Origin of the sequence: Agromyces sp. G08B096 (assembly GCF_040267705.1) — a bacterium.
Lineage (GTDB): Bacteria > Actinomycetota > Actinomycetes > Actinomycetales > Microbacteriaceae > Agromyces.
In genome coordinates this window covers 3,578,094-3,593,141 of sequence record NZ_CP158374.1, presented here as the reverse complement: position 1 = coordinate 3,593,141, position 15,048 = coordinate 3,578,094, and the positions used below count along the sequence as shown (strand labels likewise).

At 69.2% G+C, this 15,048-nt stretch carries 16 protein-coding genes and 2 tRNA genes; 13 read left to right on the top strand and 5 right to left on the bottom strand.

The genetic code is table 11. The features are described from left to right. Positions 1 to 386 precede the first annotated feature (386 nt). The 8 genes from dnaN (at position 387) to ABIQ69_RS17205 (ending at position 8,769) form a co-directional block, all read left to right on the top strand. On the top strand, positions 387 to 1,535 hold the full coding sequence (dnaN, locus tag ABIQ69_RS17240; RefSeq protein WP_350348353.1) for a DNA polymerase III subunit beta: 1,149 nt from the start codon (positions 387 to 389) through the stop codon (positions 1,533 to 1,535). A 65-nt stretch (positions 1,536 to 1,600) separates the two neighbouring features. Further along, positions 1,601 to 2,857: a DNA replication/repair protein RecF gene (gene recF, locus ABIQ69_RS17235; protein ID WP_350348352.1), complete on the top strand. Its 1,257-nt coding sequence runs from the start codon at positions 1,601 to 1,603 to the stop codon at positions 2,855 to 2,857. Beyond that, positions 2,850 to 3,323: a DciA family protein gene (locus tag ABIQ69_RS17230; protein WP_350348351.1), complete on the top strand. Its 474-nt coding sequence runs from the start codon at positions 2,850 to 2,852 to the stop codon at positions 3,321 to 3,323. The genes recF and ABIQ69_RS17230 overlap by 8 nt, the downstream gene beginning before the upstream one ends. Before the next feature lie 123 nt (positions 3,324 to 3,446). After that, entirely contained in the window at positions 3,447 to 5,462 is a 2,016-nt protein-coding gene (gyrB, locus tag ABIQ69_RS17225) for a DNA topoisomerase (ATP-hydrolyzing) subunit B (RefSeq protein WP_350348350.1), read from the top strand. 1 nt (position 5,463) lies between these two features. After that, on the top strand, positions 5,464 to 8,082 hold the full coding sequence (gyrA, locus tag ABIQ69_RS17220) for a DNA gyrase subunit A (protein WP_350348349.1): 2,619 nt from the start codon (positions 5,464 to 5,466) through the stop codon (positions 8,080 to 8,082). A gap of 8 nt (positions 8,083 to 8,090) precedes the next feature. Further along, entirely contained in the window at positions 8,091 to 8,495 is a 405-nt protein-coding gene (locus ABIQ69_RS17215) for a DUF3566 domain-containing protein (RefSeq protein WP_350348348.1), read from the top strand. A 90-nt stretch (positions 8,496 to 8,585) separates the two neighbouring features. Continuing rightward, positions 8,586 to 8,659, top strand: a tRNA-Ile gene (locus ABIQ69_RS17210). Between the two features lie 37 nt (positions 8,660 to 8,696). Beyond that, positions 8,697 to 8,769, top strand: a tRNA-Ala gene (locus ABIQ69_RS17205). Positions 8,770 to 8,808: 39 nt separating this feature from the next. Here the strand turns inward: ABIQ69_RS17205 and ABIQ69_RS17200 are convergent. Continuing rightward, positions 8,809 to 9,723 carry a phosphatase PAP2 family protein gene (locus ABIQ69_RS17200; RefSeq protein WP_350348347.1) on the bottom strand — a complete coding sequence of 305 codons (915 nt, stop codon included), beginning with the start codon at positions 9,721 to 9,723 and terminating at the stop codon, positions 8,809 to 8,811. Positions 9,724 to 9,791: 68 nt separating this feature from the next. Next, complete coding sequence (locus ABIQ69_RS17195) at positions 9,792 to 10,145, bottom strand: nuclear transport factor 2 family protein (protein ID WP_350348346.1); 354 nt, start codon at positions 10,143 to 10,145, stop codon at positions 9,792 to 9,794. A 124-nt stretch (positions 10,146 to 10,269) separates the two neighbouring features. Here ABIQ69_RS17195 and ABIQ69_RS17190 point away from each other — a divergent pair, with 124 nt between their 5' ends. Further along, positions 10,270 to 11,055, top strand: coding sequence for a helix-turn-helix transcriptional regulator (locus ABIQ69_RS17190; RefSeq protein WP_350348345.1), 786 nt, complete (start codon positions 10,270 to 10,272; stop codon positions 11,053 to 11,055). A gap of 9 nt (positions 11,056 to 11,064) precedes the next feature. Here the strand turns inward: ABIQ69_RS17190 and ABIQ69_RS17185 are convergent, their stop codons facing one another. Beyond that, positions 11,065 to 11,331 carry a hypothetical protein gene (locus tag ABIQ69_RS17185; protein WP_350348344.1) on the bottom strand — a complete coding sequence of 89 codons (267 nt, stop codon included), beginning with the start codon at positions 11,329 to 11,331 and terminating at the stop codon, positions 11,065 to 11,067. A 148-nt stretch (positions 11,332 to 11,479) separates the two neighbouring features. Between ABIQ69_RS17185 and ABIQ69_RS17180 the strand changes: the two genes are divergently transcribed. Genes ABIQ69_RS17180 through ABIQ69_RS17165 form a run of 4 tightly spaced genes read left to right on the top strand, consistent with a single transcriptional unit; the run spans position 11,480 to position 13,566 of the window. After that, positions 11,480 to 12,070: a molybdopterin-dependent oxidoreductase gene (locus ABIQ69_RS17180; protein WP_350348343.1), complete on the top strand. Its 591-nt coding sequence runs from the start codon at positions 11,480 to 11,482 to the stop codon at positions 12,068 to 12,070. Beyond that, on the top strand, positions 12,067 to 12,858 hold the full coding sequence (locus ABIQ69_RS17175) for an FAD-binding oxidoreductase (RefSeq protein WP_350348342.1): 792 nt from the start codon (positions 12,067 to 12,069) through the stop codon (positions 12,856 to 12,858). Before ABIQ69_RS17180 ends, ABIQ69_RS17175 begins: the two co-directional genes overlap by 4 nt. After that, positions 12,858 to 13,118, top strand: coding sequence for a DUF6510 family protein (locus tag ABIQ69_RS17170; RefSeq protein ID WP_350348341.1), 261 nt, complete (start codon positions 12,858 to 12,860; stop codon positions 13,116 to 13,118). Before ABIQ69_RS17175 ends, ABIQ69_RS17170 begins: the two co-directional genes overlap by 1 nt. A gap of 4 nt (positions 13,119 to 13,122) precedes the next feature. After that, complete coding sequence (locus ABIQ69_RS17165; RefSeq protein ID WP_350348340.1) at positions 13,123 to 13,566, top strand: NUDIX hydrolase; 444 nt, start codon at positions 13,123 to 13,125, stop codon at positions 13,564 to 13,566. 82 nt (positions 13,567 to 13,648) lie between these two features. Here the strand turns inward: ABIQ69_RS17165 and ABIQ69_RS17160 are convergent, their stop codons facing one another. Together ABIQ69_RS17160 and ABIQ69_RS17155 are read right to left on the bottom strand one after the other, a co-directional pair. Beyond that, positions 13,649 to 13,897 (bottom strand): hypothetical protein, encoded by a 249-nt coding sequence (locus ABIQ69_RS17160; RefSeq protein WP_350348339.1) that lies wholly within the window; start codon positions 13,895 to 13,897, stop codon positions 13,649 to 13,651. Positions 13,898 to 14,440: 543 nt separating this feature from the next. Further along, positions 14,441 to 14,968, bottom strand: a complete 528-nt coding sequence (locus tag ABIQ69_RS17155; RefSeq protein WP_350348338.1) for a hypothetical protein — start codon at positions 14,966 to 14,968, stop codon at positions 14,441 to 14,443. Between the last annotated feature and the right edge of the window lie 80 nt (positions 14,969 to 15,048).

The following is a 15,048-nucleotide window of genomic DNA, read 5'->3' as shown; positions in this document are numbered from 1 at the left end:
GACGGCTGTTGAGACGCGACGACCGGCTGTGGAAGACGCCCGCGGCCGCTGACGCGCGGCCTCCCGCTGTCGGCACGGATTCCACACACCGTGCACAGTCGTGATCGGCCGCGATCGGCGTGGTCGTGCGGAACACCTGACACCATCCACAGTTTCCACAACGGTTAACACCGTTAAGAGAATTAGTGATTCAAGATGGGCGCTCGGCAACCTGGTCGACGAGCGTCGATCGGTGGCGGGTCGCGGTCTCTCCGACAGGTCGCGATCGCTCCGCGATCGGCGCGCGATCGGCTCGATTCCGCGCGTCGCGCCCGGCTCCGCCCGGGTCGCCGCGCGGCCCAGCCGCTAGCATGGGTTCGATTCAGCACCTCCACGACGGGAGAACCGTGAAGTTCCAGGTCAATCGCGACGTCTTCAGTGAGGCCGTCTCCTTCGCCGTCAAGCTGCTGCCCCAGCGCACCACGCTGCCGATCCTGTCGGGCGTGCTCATCCAAGCGAACGACGACGGCCTCGTGCTCTCCTCGTTCGACTACGAGGTCTCGAGCCAGACCGAGATCCAGGCCGACGTCGAGGAGCCCGGCACCGTCCTGGTCTCAGGCCGCCTCCTCGCCGAGATCGCCGGCCGCCTGCCGAACGCCCCGGTGCGGATCGCGACCGAGGAGTCCCGCATCTCCGTCACCTGCGGCTCCGCGAGCTTCACGCTCCTGTCGATGCCCGTCGAGGAATATCCCTCGATCCCCGAGATCGGCGAGCAGACCGGCGTCGTTCCGGCCGACGAGTTCGCGGGCGCCGTCGCCCAGGTCGCCGTCGCGGCCTCGCGCGACGACGTGACCCCCGTCATCACCGGCGTGCAGCTCGAGGTGCGCGAGAACAGCCTGAGCCTCGTCGCCACCGACCGGTACCGCGTCGCGATCCGCGAGATCGCCTGGGACGGCGGCAGCGTCGCCTCCGAGGAGACCCACACCGCCCTCGTGCCGGCCCGCACCCTGCAGGAGGTCGGCAAGACCTTCGGGCACTCGGGCACCATTCAGGTCGCGATCACCAGCCGCGACGACCGCGAGCTCATCGCGTTCAGCGCCGACAAGAAGACCGTGACCAGCCTGCTCATCAAGGGCAACTTCCCGCCCGTGCGCCGGCTGTTCCCCGACACCGTCGACAACTACGCGGTGATGAACACGGCCGAGCTCATCGAGGCGACCCGTCGTGTCGCCCTCGTTCTGGAGCGCGAGGCCGCGCTCCGCTACAGCTTCACGGCCGACGGGCTGACCCTCGAGGCCATCGGCAGCGAGCAGGCGCAGGCGTCGGAGTCGATCGACGCGATCCTCACCGGCGACGAGACCGTCGTCTCGCTGAAGCCGCAGTTCCTGCTCGACGGCCTCTCGGCGGTGCCGAGCGAGTTCGTGCGGATCGGGTTCACGAAGACCGAGAACCCGAACAAGCCGGGGCCGGTGCTCATCACGAGCCAGACCTCGCGCGAGCAGGCCGGCAACGACAGCTACCGGTACCTGCTGCAGCCGAACCTGCTGCTCCGGTAGCGAGGCCGCCCGTCGGCGGCCGAGGGTAGCGTGGTTCCGGTCGATCGAGGGGAAGGGAGTCCAGCGTGCACGTCGAACGCCTCTCCCTCACCGACTACCGCAACTACGCGCGCGCCGAGCTGGAGCTCGGTCCGGGCGCCACGGTGCTCGTCGGCCGCAACGGTCAGGGCAAGACGAACCTCGTCGAGTCGATCGGCTATCTCGCGACGCTCGGCTCGCACCGGGTCTCCGGTGATCAGGCGCTCATCCGCGCCGGCGCCGACGCGGCCATCGTGCGGGCGCTGCTCGCCCACGGCGACCGGCGCGTGCTCGTCGAGCTGCAGCTGAACCGGCAGGGTGCGAACAAGGCGCAGCTCAACCGCTCGCAGGTGAAGCCGCGCGAGCTGCCGCGCTACGCGCACTCGGTGCTCTTCGCCCCCGAAGACCTCGCGATCGTGCGGGGCGAGCCGTCCGTGCGCCGACGGCTCCTCGACGAGCTGCTGGTGCAGCGCACTCCGCGTCTCGCCGGCGTGCTCTCCGACTACGAGCGCGTGCTGAAGCAGCGCAACACCCTGCTGAAGAGCGCCAGGGCACGGGGACTCCGGCCCGACGCGCTGCCCACGCTCGACATCTGGGACGAGCGCCTCGTCGAGCTCGGCTCGGAGCTCATCGATCAGCGGCTCGCGCTCGTCACGGAGCTGGCTCAGCCGCTCGCCGACGCGTACCGCGCGATCGTCGATGCCGACCATGCGCCGTCGCTCCGGCCGGTGCTCTCGATCGACGGCGCCGACCCCGAAGACGACGACGCGATGGCGGATGCCTCGGCCGAGGCATCCGTCGACCGGGTCTCGACCGCCGAGCGCTTCGCGGCGGCCCTCCGTTCGCGGCGCAGCAAGGAGCTCGAGCGAGGGCTCACGCTCTCAGGTCCGCACCGCGACGACGTGCTGCTGCTGCTGAACGGCCTGCCGGCGAAGGGGTATGCGAGCCATGGCGAGTCGTGGTCGTTCGCCCTCGCGCTGCGGCTCGCGTCGGCCGAGCTGCTGCGCCGCGATTCGTCGACGGGCGATCCGGTGCTCGTGCTCGACGACGTGTTCGCCGAGCTCGACCGGCTTCGTCGCGAGCGTCTCGCCGCGGCGATCGGCGGGTTCGAGCAGGTGCTCGTCACGGCCGCGGTGCTCGAGGACGTGCCCGAGCCGCTCACGGCGCGCATCGTGCACATCGAGTCCGGCCGCATCGTCGACGCGGGCGCTGAGCACGAGGACGGGGCGGGCGACGCGGAAGAGCCCGCCGCCGGCGAGGCATCCGAGGCATCCGATGCACCTGATCGGAGCGCGCATGTCTGAGGCGGCCCGCGTCTATCAGCACTTCCGCGAGCTGTTCGGCGACGACCGCCCGCGTCCGCGGTCGTCGCGGCGGGCGACGCCGCGCACCGGCAGCGAGCCGTTCACGCCCGGCCGCGACCCGAAGCCGCTCGGCGACGCCATCGATCAGCTCTCCTCCCAGCTCGGCTGGTCGGGCCCGCTGTCGCAGCACGATCTGCTCGCGTCCTGGACCGAGGTCGCGGGCGAAGAGACGGCGAAGCACTCCGAGCCCATCGCGATCGAGGGCGGCGTGCTGCAGGTGCGGTGCGACTCCACGGCATGGGCGACGCAGCTGCGGATGATGCGTGCCGAGCTCGTCACGCGCATCGTCGAACGGTACCCGGGGGCGGGTGTCGAGACGATCCGCTTCCAGGGGCCGGACGCCCCCACCTGGAAATGGGGTCCCAGATCGGTTCCAGGGCGCGGTCCGCGCGATACCTACGGCTGAGGTGACGAAAACGGTCGCTCCACGCGTGAAATGCCCTCAGATGGCCCGTCGCGGGTTGGGCGGGAGGCTCCGTTTGATAGGATCGGATGTCGCCACAACGACGGTTTGGAGCCCGATTCACCCATGACAGCGGAACCGACGAAGGCCCAGAGTGCGCCTGAATACGGCGCAGACGCGATCCAGGTTCTCGAGGGCCTCGAAGCGGTACGCAAGCGGCCAGGCATGTACATCGGCTCCACGGGGCCGCGCGGACTCCACCACCTGGTCTACGAGATCGTGGACAACTCCGTCGACGAGGCGCTCGCGGGCTACGCCACCGGCATCGATGTGACGATCCTCGCCGACGGCGGCATCAAGGTCGTCGACAACGGCCGCGGTATCCCCGTGGGCATGCACAAGACCGAGGGCCGCTCGACGGTCGAGGTCGTGCACACCGTGCTGCATGCCGGCGGCAAGTTCGGCGGCGGCGGGTATGCCGTCTCCGGCGGTCTGCACGGCGTCGGCGCCTCCGTCGTCAACGCGCTCTCCACGCGGTTCGAGGTCGAGGTCCGTCGTGAGGGCCACGTCTGGCGTCAGGCGTACGAGATCGGCGTGCCGCTCGCCCCCCTCTCGCAAGACGAGGCCAGCGACGAGACCGGCACGACCACCACGTTCTGGGCGAGCCCCGACATCTTCGAGACCGTCGAGTACGACTACGAGACGCTCCGGGCACGCCTGCAGCAGATGGCCTTCCTCAACAAGGGCCTGCGCATCAGCCTCACCGACCTGCGCCACGCGGGCGAGCCCGCCGACCCGGCCGACGTCGAGAACGTCACGGATGCCACGGTCGAGGCGCCGCGCACCGACACCTTCCTCTACGAGCGCGGGCTCGTCGACTACGTCGAATACCTCAACAAGTCGAAGAAGGCCGAGCTCGTCAACGACGAGGTCATCTCCTTCGAGTCGGAGGACACCGAGCGGAAGATCGCGCTCGAGGTCGCCATGCAGTGGACGACGGCGTACACCGAGTCGGTGCACACCTACGCGAACACCATCAACACGCACGAGGGCGGCACCCACGAAGAGGGGTTCCGTGCGGCGCTCACCACGCTCGTGAACCGGTACGCCCGCGAGAAGGGCATTCTCAAGGAGAAGGACGACAACCTCTCCGGCGAGGACGTGCGCGAGGGCCTCACCGCCGTCATCTCGGTGAAGCTGTCCGAGCCGCAGTTCGAGGGTCAGACGAAGACCAAGCTCGGCAACACCGAGGCGAAGTCGTTCGTGCAGCGCGTGACCGGCGACCAGCTCGGCGACTGGTTCGACCGCAACCCGACGCAGGCCCGCGAGATCATCCGCAAGGCGATCCAGGCCGCGACGGCGCGCATCGCCGCCCGCAAGGCGCGCGAGGCCACCCGCCGGAAGGGCTTCCTCGAGTCCAGCGGCATGCCGGGCAAGCTCTCCGACTGCACCTCGAAAGACCCGACGGTGTCCGAGATCTTCATCGTCGAGGGCGACTCGGCCGGCGGCTCGGCGAAGACCGGGCGCAACCCCGAGACCCAGGCGATCCTGCCGCTTCGCGGGAAGATTCTGAACGTCGAGAAGGCGCGCCTCGACCGAGCGCTCGGCAACGCCGAGATCCAGGCGATGATCACCGCGTTCGGCACCGGCATCGGGGAGGACTTCAACCCCGAGAAGGCCAGGTACCACAAGATCGTGCTCATGGCCGACGCCGACGTCGACGGCCAGCACATCACGACGCTGCTGCTCACGCTCCTGTTCCGCTACATGCGGCCGCTCATCGACATGGGCTACGTGTACCTCGCGCAGCCGCCGCTGTACCGCCTGAAGTGGACCAACGCCGAGCACGAGTACGTGTACTCCGACCGCGAGCGCGACGCGCTGCTCGCCGCGGGCGCCGCCGAGGGCAAGCGGATGCCGAAGGAAAACGGCATCCAGCGCTACAAGGGTCTCGGCGAGATGAACCACCAGGAGCTGTGGGACACCACGATGAACCCCGAGACCCGCACCCTGCTCCAGGTGACCATGGAGGACGCCGCCGCAGCCGACGAGATCTTCTCGACGCTGATGGGCGACGACGTCGAGAGCCGACGGACCTTCATCCAGAAGAACGCGAAGGACGTGCGTTTCCTTGACATCTGACGTGATCGAGCCCGGCACCGCGGGCGAGGGCGAGAACGGCGGCTACGGCATCCACGGCCGCATCGACCAGGTCGACCTGAACCTGGAGATGCAGCGCTCCTTCCTCGACTACGCGATGAGCGTGATCATCCAGCGCGCGCTGCCCGACGTGCGCGACGGCCTGAAGCCCGTGCACCGCCGGGTCGTCTACACCATGTACGACGGCGGGTACCGTCCCGACCGCTCGTTCTCGAAGTGCACGCGCGTCATCGGCGACGTCATGGGTCAGTTCCACCCGCACGGCGACTCGTCGGTCTACGACGCGCTCGTCCGCTTGGTGCAGCCGTGGTCGCTGCGGTACCCGCTCGCGCTCGGCCAGGGCAACTTCGGCTCGCCCGGCAACGACGGCGCCGCGGCCCACCGGTACACCGAGACCAAGATGGCCCCGCTCGCCATGGAGATGGTGCGGGACATCGAGGAAGAGACCGTCGACTTCCAGGACAACTACGACGGCCGCACCCAGGAGCCCACAGTGCTGCCGGCGCGGTTCCCGAACCTGCTGGTCAACGGATCGGTCGGCATCGCGGTCGGCATGGCGACCAACATCCCGCCGCACAACCTGCGCGAGGTCGCCGAGGGCGCCCTGTGGGCGCTGGAGCATCCGGATGCCTCGCGCGAGGAGCTGCAGGAAGCGCTGATCCAGCGGATCAAGGGGCCCGACTTCCCGACCGGAGCGCAGATCCTCGGCCAGAAGGGCATCATCGACGCGTACCGCACCGGTCGCGGGTCGATCACGATGCGCGCGGTCGTGAGCGTCGAGGAGATCCAGGGCCGCACCTCGCTCGTGGTCACCGAGCTGCCGTACCAGGTGAACCCCGACAACCTCGCCATCAAGATCGCCGACCTGGTGAAGGACGGCAAGATCCAGGGCATCGCCGACATCCGCGACGAGTCTTCGGGCCGCACGGGCCAGCGTCTCGTGATCGTGCTGAAGCGCGATGCGGTGGCGAAGGTCGTGCTGAACAACCTGTACAAGCACACGTCGCTGCAGGAGAACTTCGGCGCCAACATGCTCGCCATCGTCGACGGCGTGCCCCGCACGCTCTCGATCGACGGCTTCATCGCGCACTGGGTCGACCACCAGATCGACGTCATCGTGCGGCGCACCGAGTTCCGGCTGCGCAAGGCCGAAGAGCGGATGCACATCCTGCGCGGCTACCTCAAGGCGCTCGACGCGCTCGACGAGGTCATCGCACTCATCCGCCGTTCGCCGACGGTCGAGGAGGCCCGCGACGGCCTGATCGAGCTGCTCGACATCGACGAGATCCAGGCCCGCGCCATCCTCGAGCTGCAGCTGCGCCGCCTCGCAGCCCTCGAGCGGCAGAAGATCATGGACGAGGCCGCCGACCTCGAGCGGGAGATCGCCGACTACCGCGACATCCTCGCGACTCCGTCGCGCCAGCGTTCGATCATCGCCGACGAGCTCCGCGAGATCGCCGACAGATACGGCGACGAGCGCCGCACGCACATCGTCCCCGGGTTCGACGGCGACATGTCGATCGAAGACCTCATCCCCGAGGAGGAGATGGTCGTCACCGTCACCCGCGGCGGCTACGTGAAGCGCACCCGGAGCGACAACTATCGGTCGCAGCACCGCGGCGGCCGCGGCGTGAAGGGCGCGGCGCTCCGCGCCGACGACGTCGTCGAGCACTTCTTCGTCACCACCACGCACCACTGGCTGCTGTTCTTCACGAACCAGGGCCGGGTGTACCGGGCGAAGACGTACGAGCTGCAGGAAGGCGGCCGCGACTCGAAGGGCCAGCACGTCGCGAACCTGCTCGAGCTGCAGCCCGACGAGCAGATCGCGGAGATCCTCGACATCCGCGACTACGAGGTGGCGAAGTACCTCGTGCTCGCGACCCGCGACGGCCTGGTGAAGAAGACCGAGCTGACGGCGTACGACACCAACCGGTCGCGCGGCGTCATCGCGATCAACCTGCGCGAGGGCGACGAGCTCGTCTCGGCGATGCTCGCCGACGAGGACGACGAGATCCTCCTCGTCTCGCGCAAGGGCATGTCGCTGCGGTTCGAGGCCAACGACGACGCGCTCCGCCCGATGGGCCGTGCGACGTCCGGGGTGAAGGGCATGTCGTTCCGCGGTGACGATTCGCTGCTCGAGGCATCCGTCGTCGGGTCCTCCGATGAGACGGATGCTTCCACCGACGACGCCGGCGAGGAGATCGCCGGCCAGAAGCTCAGCGACACCGACACCTACGTCTTCGTCGTGACCGAGGGCGGCTACGCCAAGCGCACCCGTATCGAGGAGTACCGCAAGCAGCAGCGCGGCGGCCTGGGCATCAAGGTGGCCAAGCTGAACGACGAACGCGGCGACCTCGCCGGTGCGCTCATCGTCTCCCGGAGCGACGAGGTCCTTGTGGTTCTTGCCAGTGGCAAGGTGGTACGCTCTGACGTCGCCGAGGTGCCCGCCAAGGGCCGTGACACGATGGGGGTCGTCTTCGCGAAGTTCGCGCAGGAAGACCGCATCATCGCCGTCGCGAAGAACTCCGAGCGGAATCTCGTGGAGGACGCCGCCGAGGAGGCCACCGAGGCCGAAGCGACGCAGGTCGCGGAAGAGGAGTGAGCGTTTTCATGAGTAGCGTCGCCGACAAGCTGGCTCGCAAGTCGACCCGTCGCCCTCCGGCGAAGCAGGTGCGGCTGCGCCTGGTCTACATCGACTTCTGGTCGACGGTGAAGCTGTCGTTCCTCGTGGCGATCTGCCTCGCGGTCGTCAACATCGTCGCGTCGTTCCTGGTGTGGACGGTGCTCAACTCGACCGGCATCTTCACGCTCGTGAACAACCTGGTTCAGGATGTCGCGGGGTCGGGCACCGACCTGACGGCCTTCCTGTCCCTCGGCAACGTGATGGGCTTCGCCGTCGTGGGCTCGCTGATCAACCTCGTCGTGACGACGGTGCTCGGCGCGGTCATCGCGGTGCTGTACAACCTCAGCGTGCGGATCACCGGCGGCCTGCTGGTCGGCTTCACCAACAACTGACCGTTCGGCCGAAGGACGGCCTCGCTCGATTCGGACTTTCGTCACGGGTCGGGTAGGCTGTCCTTCGGCCTGAAACGGCCGGCACCTCTCGGGGATATAGCTCAGGCGGTTAGAGCGCTTCGCTGATAACGAAGAGGTCCGAGGTTCAAGTCCTCGTATCCCCACTCCACAACTCCACACCACGAGCCGTTCGGCTCGTTCGGGGCCTTAGCTCAGTTGGTAGAGCGCCTGCTTTGCAAGCAGGATGTCAGGAGTTCGAATCTCCTAGGCTCCACAGTTTCGACATCTTCGCGTTGAGCCCAGCCGCCGGTGTTCACCGGTGACCGGTGCTGTGCTCGAGTTCCGGGCCGGCAGGGGTTCGCCTGCCGCTGGTGACCTCGCGGCGATACCACAGCCGCCAGAAGGCGAGCGCGGCTGTTCCCGATGCGCCGGCGGCGAGCGAGTGCGCGCCCAGGTAGGCCGTGTAGTCCTGGACCGGATCGCGCAGCGCGAGATCGGTTCCGCGCGCAAGGGGGATGCCCCACAGCAGGGCCCCCACGGCGAGAAGCGTGGCGGTGGCGATGGCGACGAGGACCACAAGGACGACGCGCGCCCGATGCGGCCGACCCTCGTACCGTGCGACGGCCCCACGGCGGGCGAGCCACAGGCTGGCCAGGCTGGCGCACAGCAGCGCCACGGCGTCAGCACCGAGGGTGTCGCTGAATCGGTGCCACTTCGCGGTGACGGTGTACGCCCCGATGCCGATCGCCCAGCTCAGCACGAGGAACATGGTCAGTCCGCGCCACCGATACGGGACCACGATGAGCATCGCGAACAGGACCGTCATCGCGATGGTGGTGTGGCCGCTCGGGAAGCTGTTGCCGGCGTAGTCCCCGACGACCTCCACGAGCGGGGGACGGGGGAGGATGAAGCGCTTGAGGGACTGGGTGATGAGCTGGCCCAGCACGATCACCCCCACCGCCGCCACCGCGAGGTCGACCCGCCGACGTACCAGAGCGATCGCGGCCACGATCACGATCGCGACGCCCAGCGACCAGATCGTGATCGCTCCGAGCGCCTCGTCGGCGGCGGTGCGTTCATCTGCGCGTACCTGGTCGGCTCCGCGCAGCGCCGCGTTCTCGAGCTCCTGACCACCGATGGTCCAGACGGCCAGGAGATACGCCGTGGCGAGAACGAGCACAGCGATCCCTGCCGTGATGACCCAGCGTCGACCGCTCCGCGCGGTCACCGGGGAGGACGTCGGGGAGACCGTGGCACTGAGAGACGTCATGGCCAGGAAACTAGCAGCAGCGGTCGTCAGGCGGGCACCCGGTCGAGGAAGCCGAGGACTTGCTGGATGCGGCCGTCCTCGTCGGCAACGATGACGTCGAAGCCGACGATGGGCGGCTCCGCACCCTCCGGCCCGAGTCCCCACTGGAATCTCGTCTGCCGGTGGTGGGTGTCGGGCGTGCCGATGAGTGAGAATACGAAGCCCGGGAACTGGGTCTGCACGGCGGCCATTGTGGCCGCGATCGCATCACGACCGGTGACTTCGACGAGCGGATCGGTGTAGGTGGCGTCGTCACGCCAGTGCTCGGCGAGCAGGCGGGCTCGCTCGGACGGGTCGGTGGAGTTCCAAGCCGTGAGGTAGCGATCGGTGATGGTGGTCATCGGATGTCCCTTCGGTCGTGGCGACTGGTGCGTCGCTGCACCCATGCTCCGATCGGAGACGTCACCGTGTCGATGACCTGGGAGGTCATCGCGCGCCTCGCCGGGCCGGCCATAGGGTCGGAGCATGACCAGTGTCGACAGCCCGGAGGTCGGGAGCCTGCTCCGCAGTTGGCGTGAGCGGCGGCGCCTGAGTCAGCTCCAGCTCTCCTCGCTCACGGGGATCTCCGCTCGGCATCTGAGCTTCGTCGAGACCGGCAAATCCGCGCCGAGCCGGGACATGATCAACCGGCTGGCCGCCAACCTGGAGCTCCCGCTTCGTGAGCGGAACCAGCTCCTCCACGCCGGCGGGTTCGCTCCGCGGCATCCGCAACGGTCGCTCGCCGCACCGGAGCTGCTCGCGGTGAGCGCGGCCTTCCAGCAGATCCTCGATGCGCACGTCCCGCACCCCGCCCTGTTGGTCGATCGGTGGTGGGACATCGTCGACCGCAACACGGCGACCGACCTCCTGCTCCACGGCTGCGCAGACCACCTGCTCGAGCCGCCGGTCAACGCCATACGCCTTTCGCTGCACCCCGAAGGGCTCGCGCCGCGCATCCGGAACCTCGGGCAATGGCGCTCACATCTCCTCGGTCAGCTCGGCAACCGCGCCGAACGCACGGGGGATCGGAGACTGCGCGACCTGCTCGAAGAGGCCGAGTCCTACCCGGGCGAGCTCGCCGGGCGGCCACTCCCGACCGATGTGGTCGTCCCGCTGGAGGTCGACATCGATGGACGCACCCTCCGCATGTTCAGCATCTCCTCGGCCGTCGAGTCCGCGCTCGACGTCACCATCGACGAACTGCGGCTCGAGGCGTTCTACCCCATGGATGCACTCACCTCGGACGTCCTGCGCGGCGCCGTGCAGGAGTGAACCCGGTACCTAGCGCCGAACTCGGCTGGCGTGCGCGGTTCCCACTGCCCACCCCGCCACGAAGGCGCCGATGACCAGTGCGACGGCGATGAGCCCGAGACCCCACAGGCGTGTCGTGGGCACGAACGGCATTCCGCCGACGAAGCCGAAGTCGCCCATGGGTTGGTACGCGAACCAGCCGAACGTGGCCGACGGGCCCGGAAACAGCGTGAGCACGAGGCCGAGGAGCGCGAGTACCCCTGCGCCGATCCCCATCGCGACGAGACCGGTCTTCATCAGCCGCACCCTTCCGTCGTGGACTCGACCACGGTAGCGGATGACCCGATGAGTCGGCCGCGCGGCGCCGAGGGAGAACCCGTGCGCGCCGATCGGTGACATCCGCCGCTGCGCTCACTAACGTGAGCAGGGTCGGAAGGGGTGGAGGATGTCGTTCATCACACGCGGGTTCTCAGGTCGGGGACGGGATCGCGACGAGCGGCTCCCACCGGGGCAGACGCTCGTCGAAGACTGGCCCGTGCTCTCGGCCGGGCCGACGCCCGAGATCTCGACCGACGAGTGGCGGTTCGAGGTGCGTACCGAGGCCGGTCGGAAGGAGTGGACCTGGGACGAAATGCAGGCCCTCGGGGTCGAGGATGTCACGGTCGACATCCACTGCGTGACCCACTGGTCGAAGCTCGGCATGGCCTGGCGGGGTGTGCCGCTCGACAAGATCTTCGAGGAGGTCGAGACGAGCCACGACTACGTCATGGCCCACAGCTACGGCGGATACACGACGAACGTGCCGCTCGATGAGCTCCTCGACGGGCAGGCCTGGATCGCGTTCGAAGCCGACGGAGAGCCGCTCGACCCCGAGCACGGCGGCCCTGCGCGGCTACTCGTCCCGCACCTCTACTTCTGGAAGAGCGCGAAGTGGATCCGGGGGCTCGTCACGATGCCGACCGACGACCCGGGGTTCTGGGAGCAGAACGGCTACCACCTGCACGGCGATCCCTGGCGCGAGGAGCGCTATTGGTGACCCGCGCCGCCTGGCATGTCGCCACCGTCGCGGAGGCGCGCCAGGAGACGCCGACCTCGCGTCGGATCGCCCTCGACATTCCGACCTGGCCCGGCAACGAGGCCGGCGCCCATCTCGACCTGCGGCTGACGGCCGAGGACGGCTACCAGGCGAGCCGGTCCTACTCGATCGCGTCGTCCGGCCCGGGCACCCGGGTCGTGCTCGCGATCGCGGAGGTCGACGGCGGCGAGGTGTCGCCGTTCCTGGTGCACGATCTGCAGGTCGGCGATCAGATCGAGGTGCACGGCCCGCTCGGCGCGTTCTTCGTCTGGCGGCCGGCCCGCGACGGCGCACCCGGCGACGCGGCCGACAGCTCAGCGGGCGCCGACGCGGCCGCGATGCCGCGACCGGTCCAGCTCATCGCCGGGGGATCGGGCGTCGTGCCGCTGTTCGCGATGGCGTCGGCGCACGCGGCGGCGGCGGATGCCACGCCCTTCCGTCTCCTCTACTCGGTGCGCACCCCCGAGGACCTCTTCTTCGCCGACGACCTCGCGGCGCTCGCCGCCGCCCCGGAGCCGACGCGGCTCGCGCTCGACGTCGTCTACACCCGGCAGGCGCCAGCCGGCGCGACGCGTGCACCGGGGCGCCTCACGGCCGACGTGCTGGGCGAACTCGTGTGGCCGGTCGAGCGCGAGCCGAGGATCTTCGTCTGCGGACCGACGCCGTTCGTCGAGTCCGTCGCCGACTGGCTGGTCGCCGCCGGGCATCCCGCGTCATCCATCCGCACCGAGCGATTCGGAGGTGCCTGATGCAGCACGTCGACGGCAACGCGCTCGCCGGAGCGTTCGCCGACCTCTTCGGGGCCGACCTCACCGGGATGCTCGCCTCCTGCGCCGAATGCGGTGCGCGCGCGCCGGTGGCCGGGCTCATGGTGTACCGCACGGCGATGGGATCGGTCGGCCGCTGCGGGCACTGCGATGCGGTGCTCGTGGTCATCGCGGAGCGCTCGGGCCGCCGGCTGGCGAGCCTGACCGGACTCAGGGCCTTGGAGGCCTCGCAAGTACAGTGACGGGATGGACATCCGCATCGCGGCCTACGGGGTCATCATCGACGGCGATCGCATCCTGCTCGCGCACTGGAACGAGCACGGCCGCTCCGGATGGACCCTCCCCGGCGGCGGGGTCGAGGGCGACGAGCACCCCACCGTCGCGGCGAAGCGCGAGATCTTCGAGGAGACGGGGTACGAGGCATCCGTCGACCGACTGCTCGGTATCGACACGATGGTGATCCCTGCGGCGAAGCGGCATCGCGGAGCGGATCCGCTCTACGCGATGCGTGTCGTCTACCGCGCGAGCGTTCTCGGTGGCGAGCTCAGGAACGAGGTGGGCGGTTCGAGCGACGAGGCGCACTGGTTCCCCCTCGCCGAAGTGCCGCGGTTGAAGCGGGTCGCGCTCGTCGACATCGCGCTCCGGCTGAACCGGGCCGAGCCCGCCGACGGCGTGCCGCCCCAGGCGTAGCGGCCCTCGCCGGCAACGCGGAACGGCCCCGTCCAGTGCGGACGGGGCCGTTCGAGTGGCGTCCCTGCGGCGAACATGATCGTCAGAGGGAGGGCCGGGTGAGCGTCGAGACGCCGGCATAGGTGCCGTCGCGCAGGGCGTTGGCGAGCTCGGCGTTGCGGCGACTCATCGTGACCGCCTCGGTGGTGAGACGGGCGTCGAGCCGGCGGCCCCAGGCGACCAGGGCCAGGCCGACGCGGGTGACCGTGCGTTCGCGGGCGAGTCGTGCCTGCTGGCGGACGCGGTCGGTGCTCCCGGAGGAGGAGCGGACTGCGGTGAGCGTGGTGTTCACGGTGGTTCCTTCTTCTTCGGTGGAGAGAGGTCGAGCGCGCGGGCGCGCACTCGTCTGAGGTGACGTGAGGGAATGGCGCGGATGCTCGGGCCGCGACCTCGGCCGCTGGTGCGGCCGGAGTCGAAGCGGACCGCCGCGGGCCGAGCCTCGAACGAGGCCGGCAGGTGTCGGCGGGGCATCCGGAGATGGCGTGTGTTCCGGCGGTCGCAGGGCGACGGCGTCGGATGACGCAGTGCGTGACGGGTCAGACCGTGTTCACGCGGGGCGGTGAGGCTTCACGCGCGGCAGGCGATGCCGGGAAGGCTCAGCAGGCGTGGCCGCCGACGAGGGTGAAGCCGTGCCGTCGATTCTGAATACGCATCATCGGTCATCACTCCTCTCAGATTTCAGCGGATCGGTTCATGACACTATCGGGCTTCGGAACGCGGGCGCAAGCTCCCATGCACACGAATATGGAAATCGGCTGGAAATCAGGGTCAGCCCTGAGACGACGAACGGCCCCGCCGCGATGCGACGGGGCCGTTCGGGTGTCTCAGATGCGCGTCAGAGCGCGGGGGAGTCGGACCCGGCCGTGCCGGACGGCTCGTCGTCGGCGACCCAGAGCTCGTCATCGGCGCGGAACGTCTGCCAGACCGCGTAGGCGACGCCGGCGGCCGCGACGACGGCCGCGCCGATCGCGAGGTACGTGCCGACGCCCGGACCCTTCTTCTTGTCGACGATCGCGACCGCCCGCGGCGAGACGCGCTCGACCGCCCGACGCACCCGGGCGTCGTTGGCGATGTCGCCGATCGAGAGCACCGATCCGAGCACGTTGCCGAGCGTGCGCTCGGCGGTCGAGCCGGCGGTGCGGGCGAAGCCCTTCGCCTGCTCCATGCCCGGGCGGACGTACGTCTCGTAGCCGCTGCGCACGCGCGGAACGACCTCTTCGCGGGTGAGGTTGCCGAGCTGGTGGCTCGCCTCACGCGCCACGGCGTTCGCGTGCTCGAGCACCGCCTGCTGGTTCCCCCACAGCTCCTCCGCACTCCTGCGCAGCCGCTTGAGTTCCTTCTTGCGCTTGCGTGACAGGCTCATACCGACCTCCATCGTTGTGCAGCGAGTTCCTCCATCTTGCCACCGAGCCGCCTGGAAATGGGGTGGGAGTCCAGATGCGG

What these genes read in the sequence shown, in the direction of transcription:
- ABIQ69_RS17155 (WP_350348338.1), bottom strand. Translation starts at nt 14,968, where the DNA reads ATGAGCCTGTCACGCAAGCGCAAGAAGGAACTCAAGCGGCTGCGCAGG.
- gyrB (WP_350348350.1), top strand. Translation starts at nt 3,447, where the DNA reads ATGACAGCGGAACCGACGAAGGCCCAGAGTGCGCCTGAATACGGCGCA.
- ABIQ69_RS17230 (WP_350348351.1), top strand. Translation starts at nt 2,850, where the DNA reads ATGTCTGAGGCGGCCCGCGTCTATCAGCACTTCCGCGAGCTGTTCGGC.
- ABIQ69_RS17215 (WP_350348348.1), top strand. Translation starts at nt 8,091, where the DNA reads ATGAGTAGCGTCGCCGACAAGCTGGCTCGCAAGTCGACCCGTCGCCCT.
- ABIQ69_RS17165 (WP_350348340.1), top strand. Translation starts at nt 13,123, where the DNA reads ATGGACATCCGCATCGCGGCCTACGGGGTCATCATCGACGGCGATCGC.
- ABIQ69_RS17180 (WP_350348343.1), top strand. Translation starts at nt 11,480, where the DNA reads ATGTCGTTCATCACACGCGGGTTCTCAGGTCGGGGACGGGATCGCGAC.
- ABIQ69_RS17190 (WP_350348345.1), top strand. Translation starts at nt 10,270, where the DNA reads ATGACCAGTGTCGACAGCCCGGAGGTCGGGAGCCTGCTCCGCAGTTGG.
- ABIQ69_RS17170 (WP_350348341.1), top strand. Translation starts at nt 12,858, where the DNA reads ATGCAGCACGTCGACGGCAACGCGCTCGCCGGAGCGTTCGCCGACCTC.
- ABIQ69_RS17195 (WP_350348346.1), bottom strand. Translation starts at nt 10,145, where the DNA reads ATGACCACCATCACCGATCGCTACCTCACGGCTTGGAACTCCACCGAC.
- ABIQ69_RS17185 (WP_350348344.1), bottom strand. Translation starts at nt 11,331, where the DNA reads ATGAAGACCGGTCTCGTCGCGATGGGGATCGGCGCAGGGGTACTCGCG.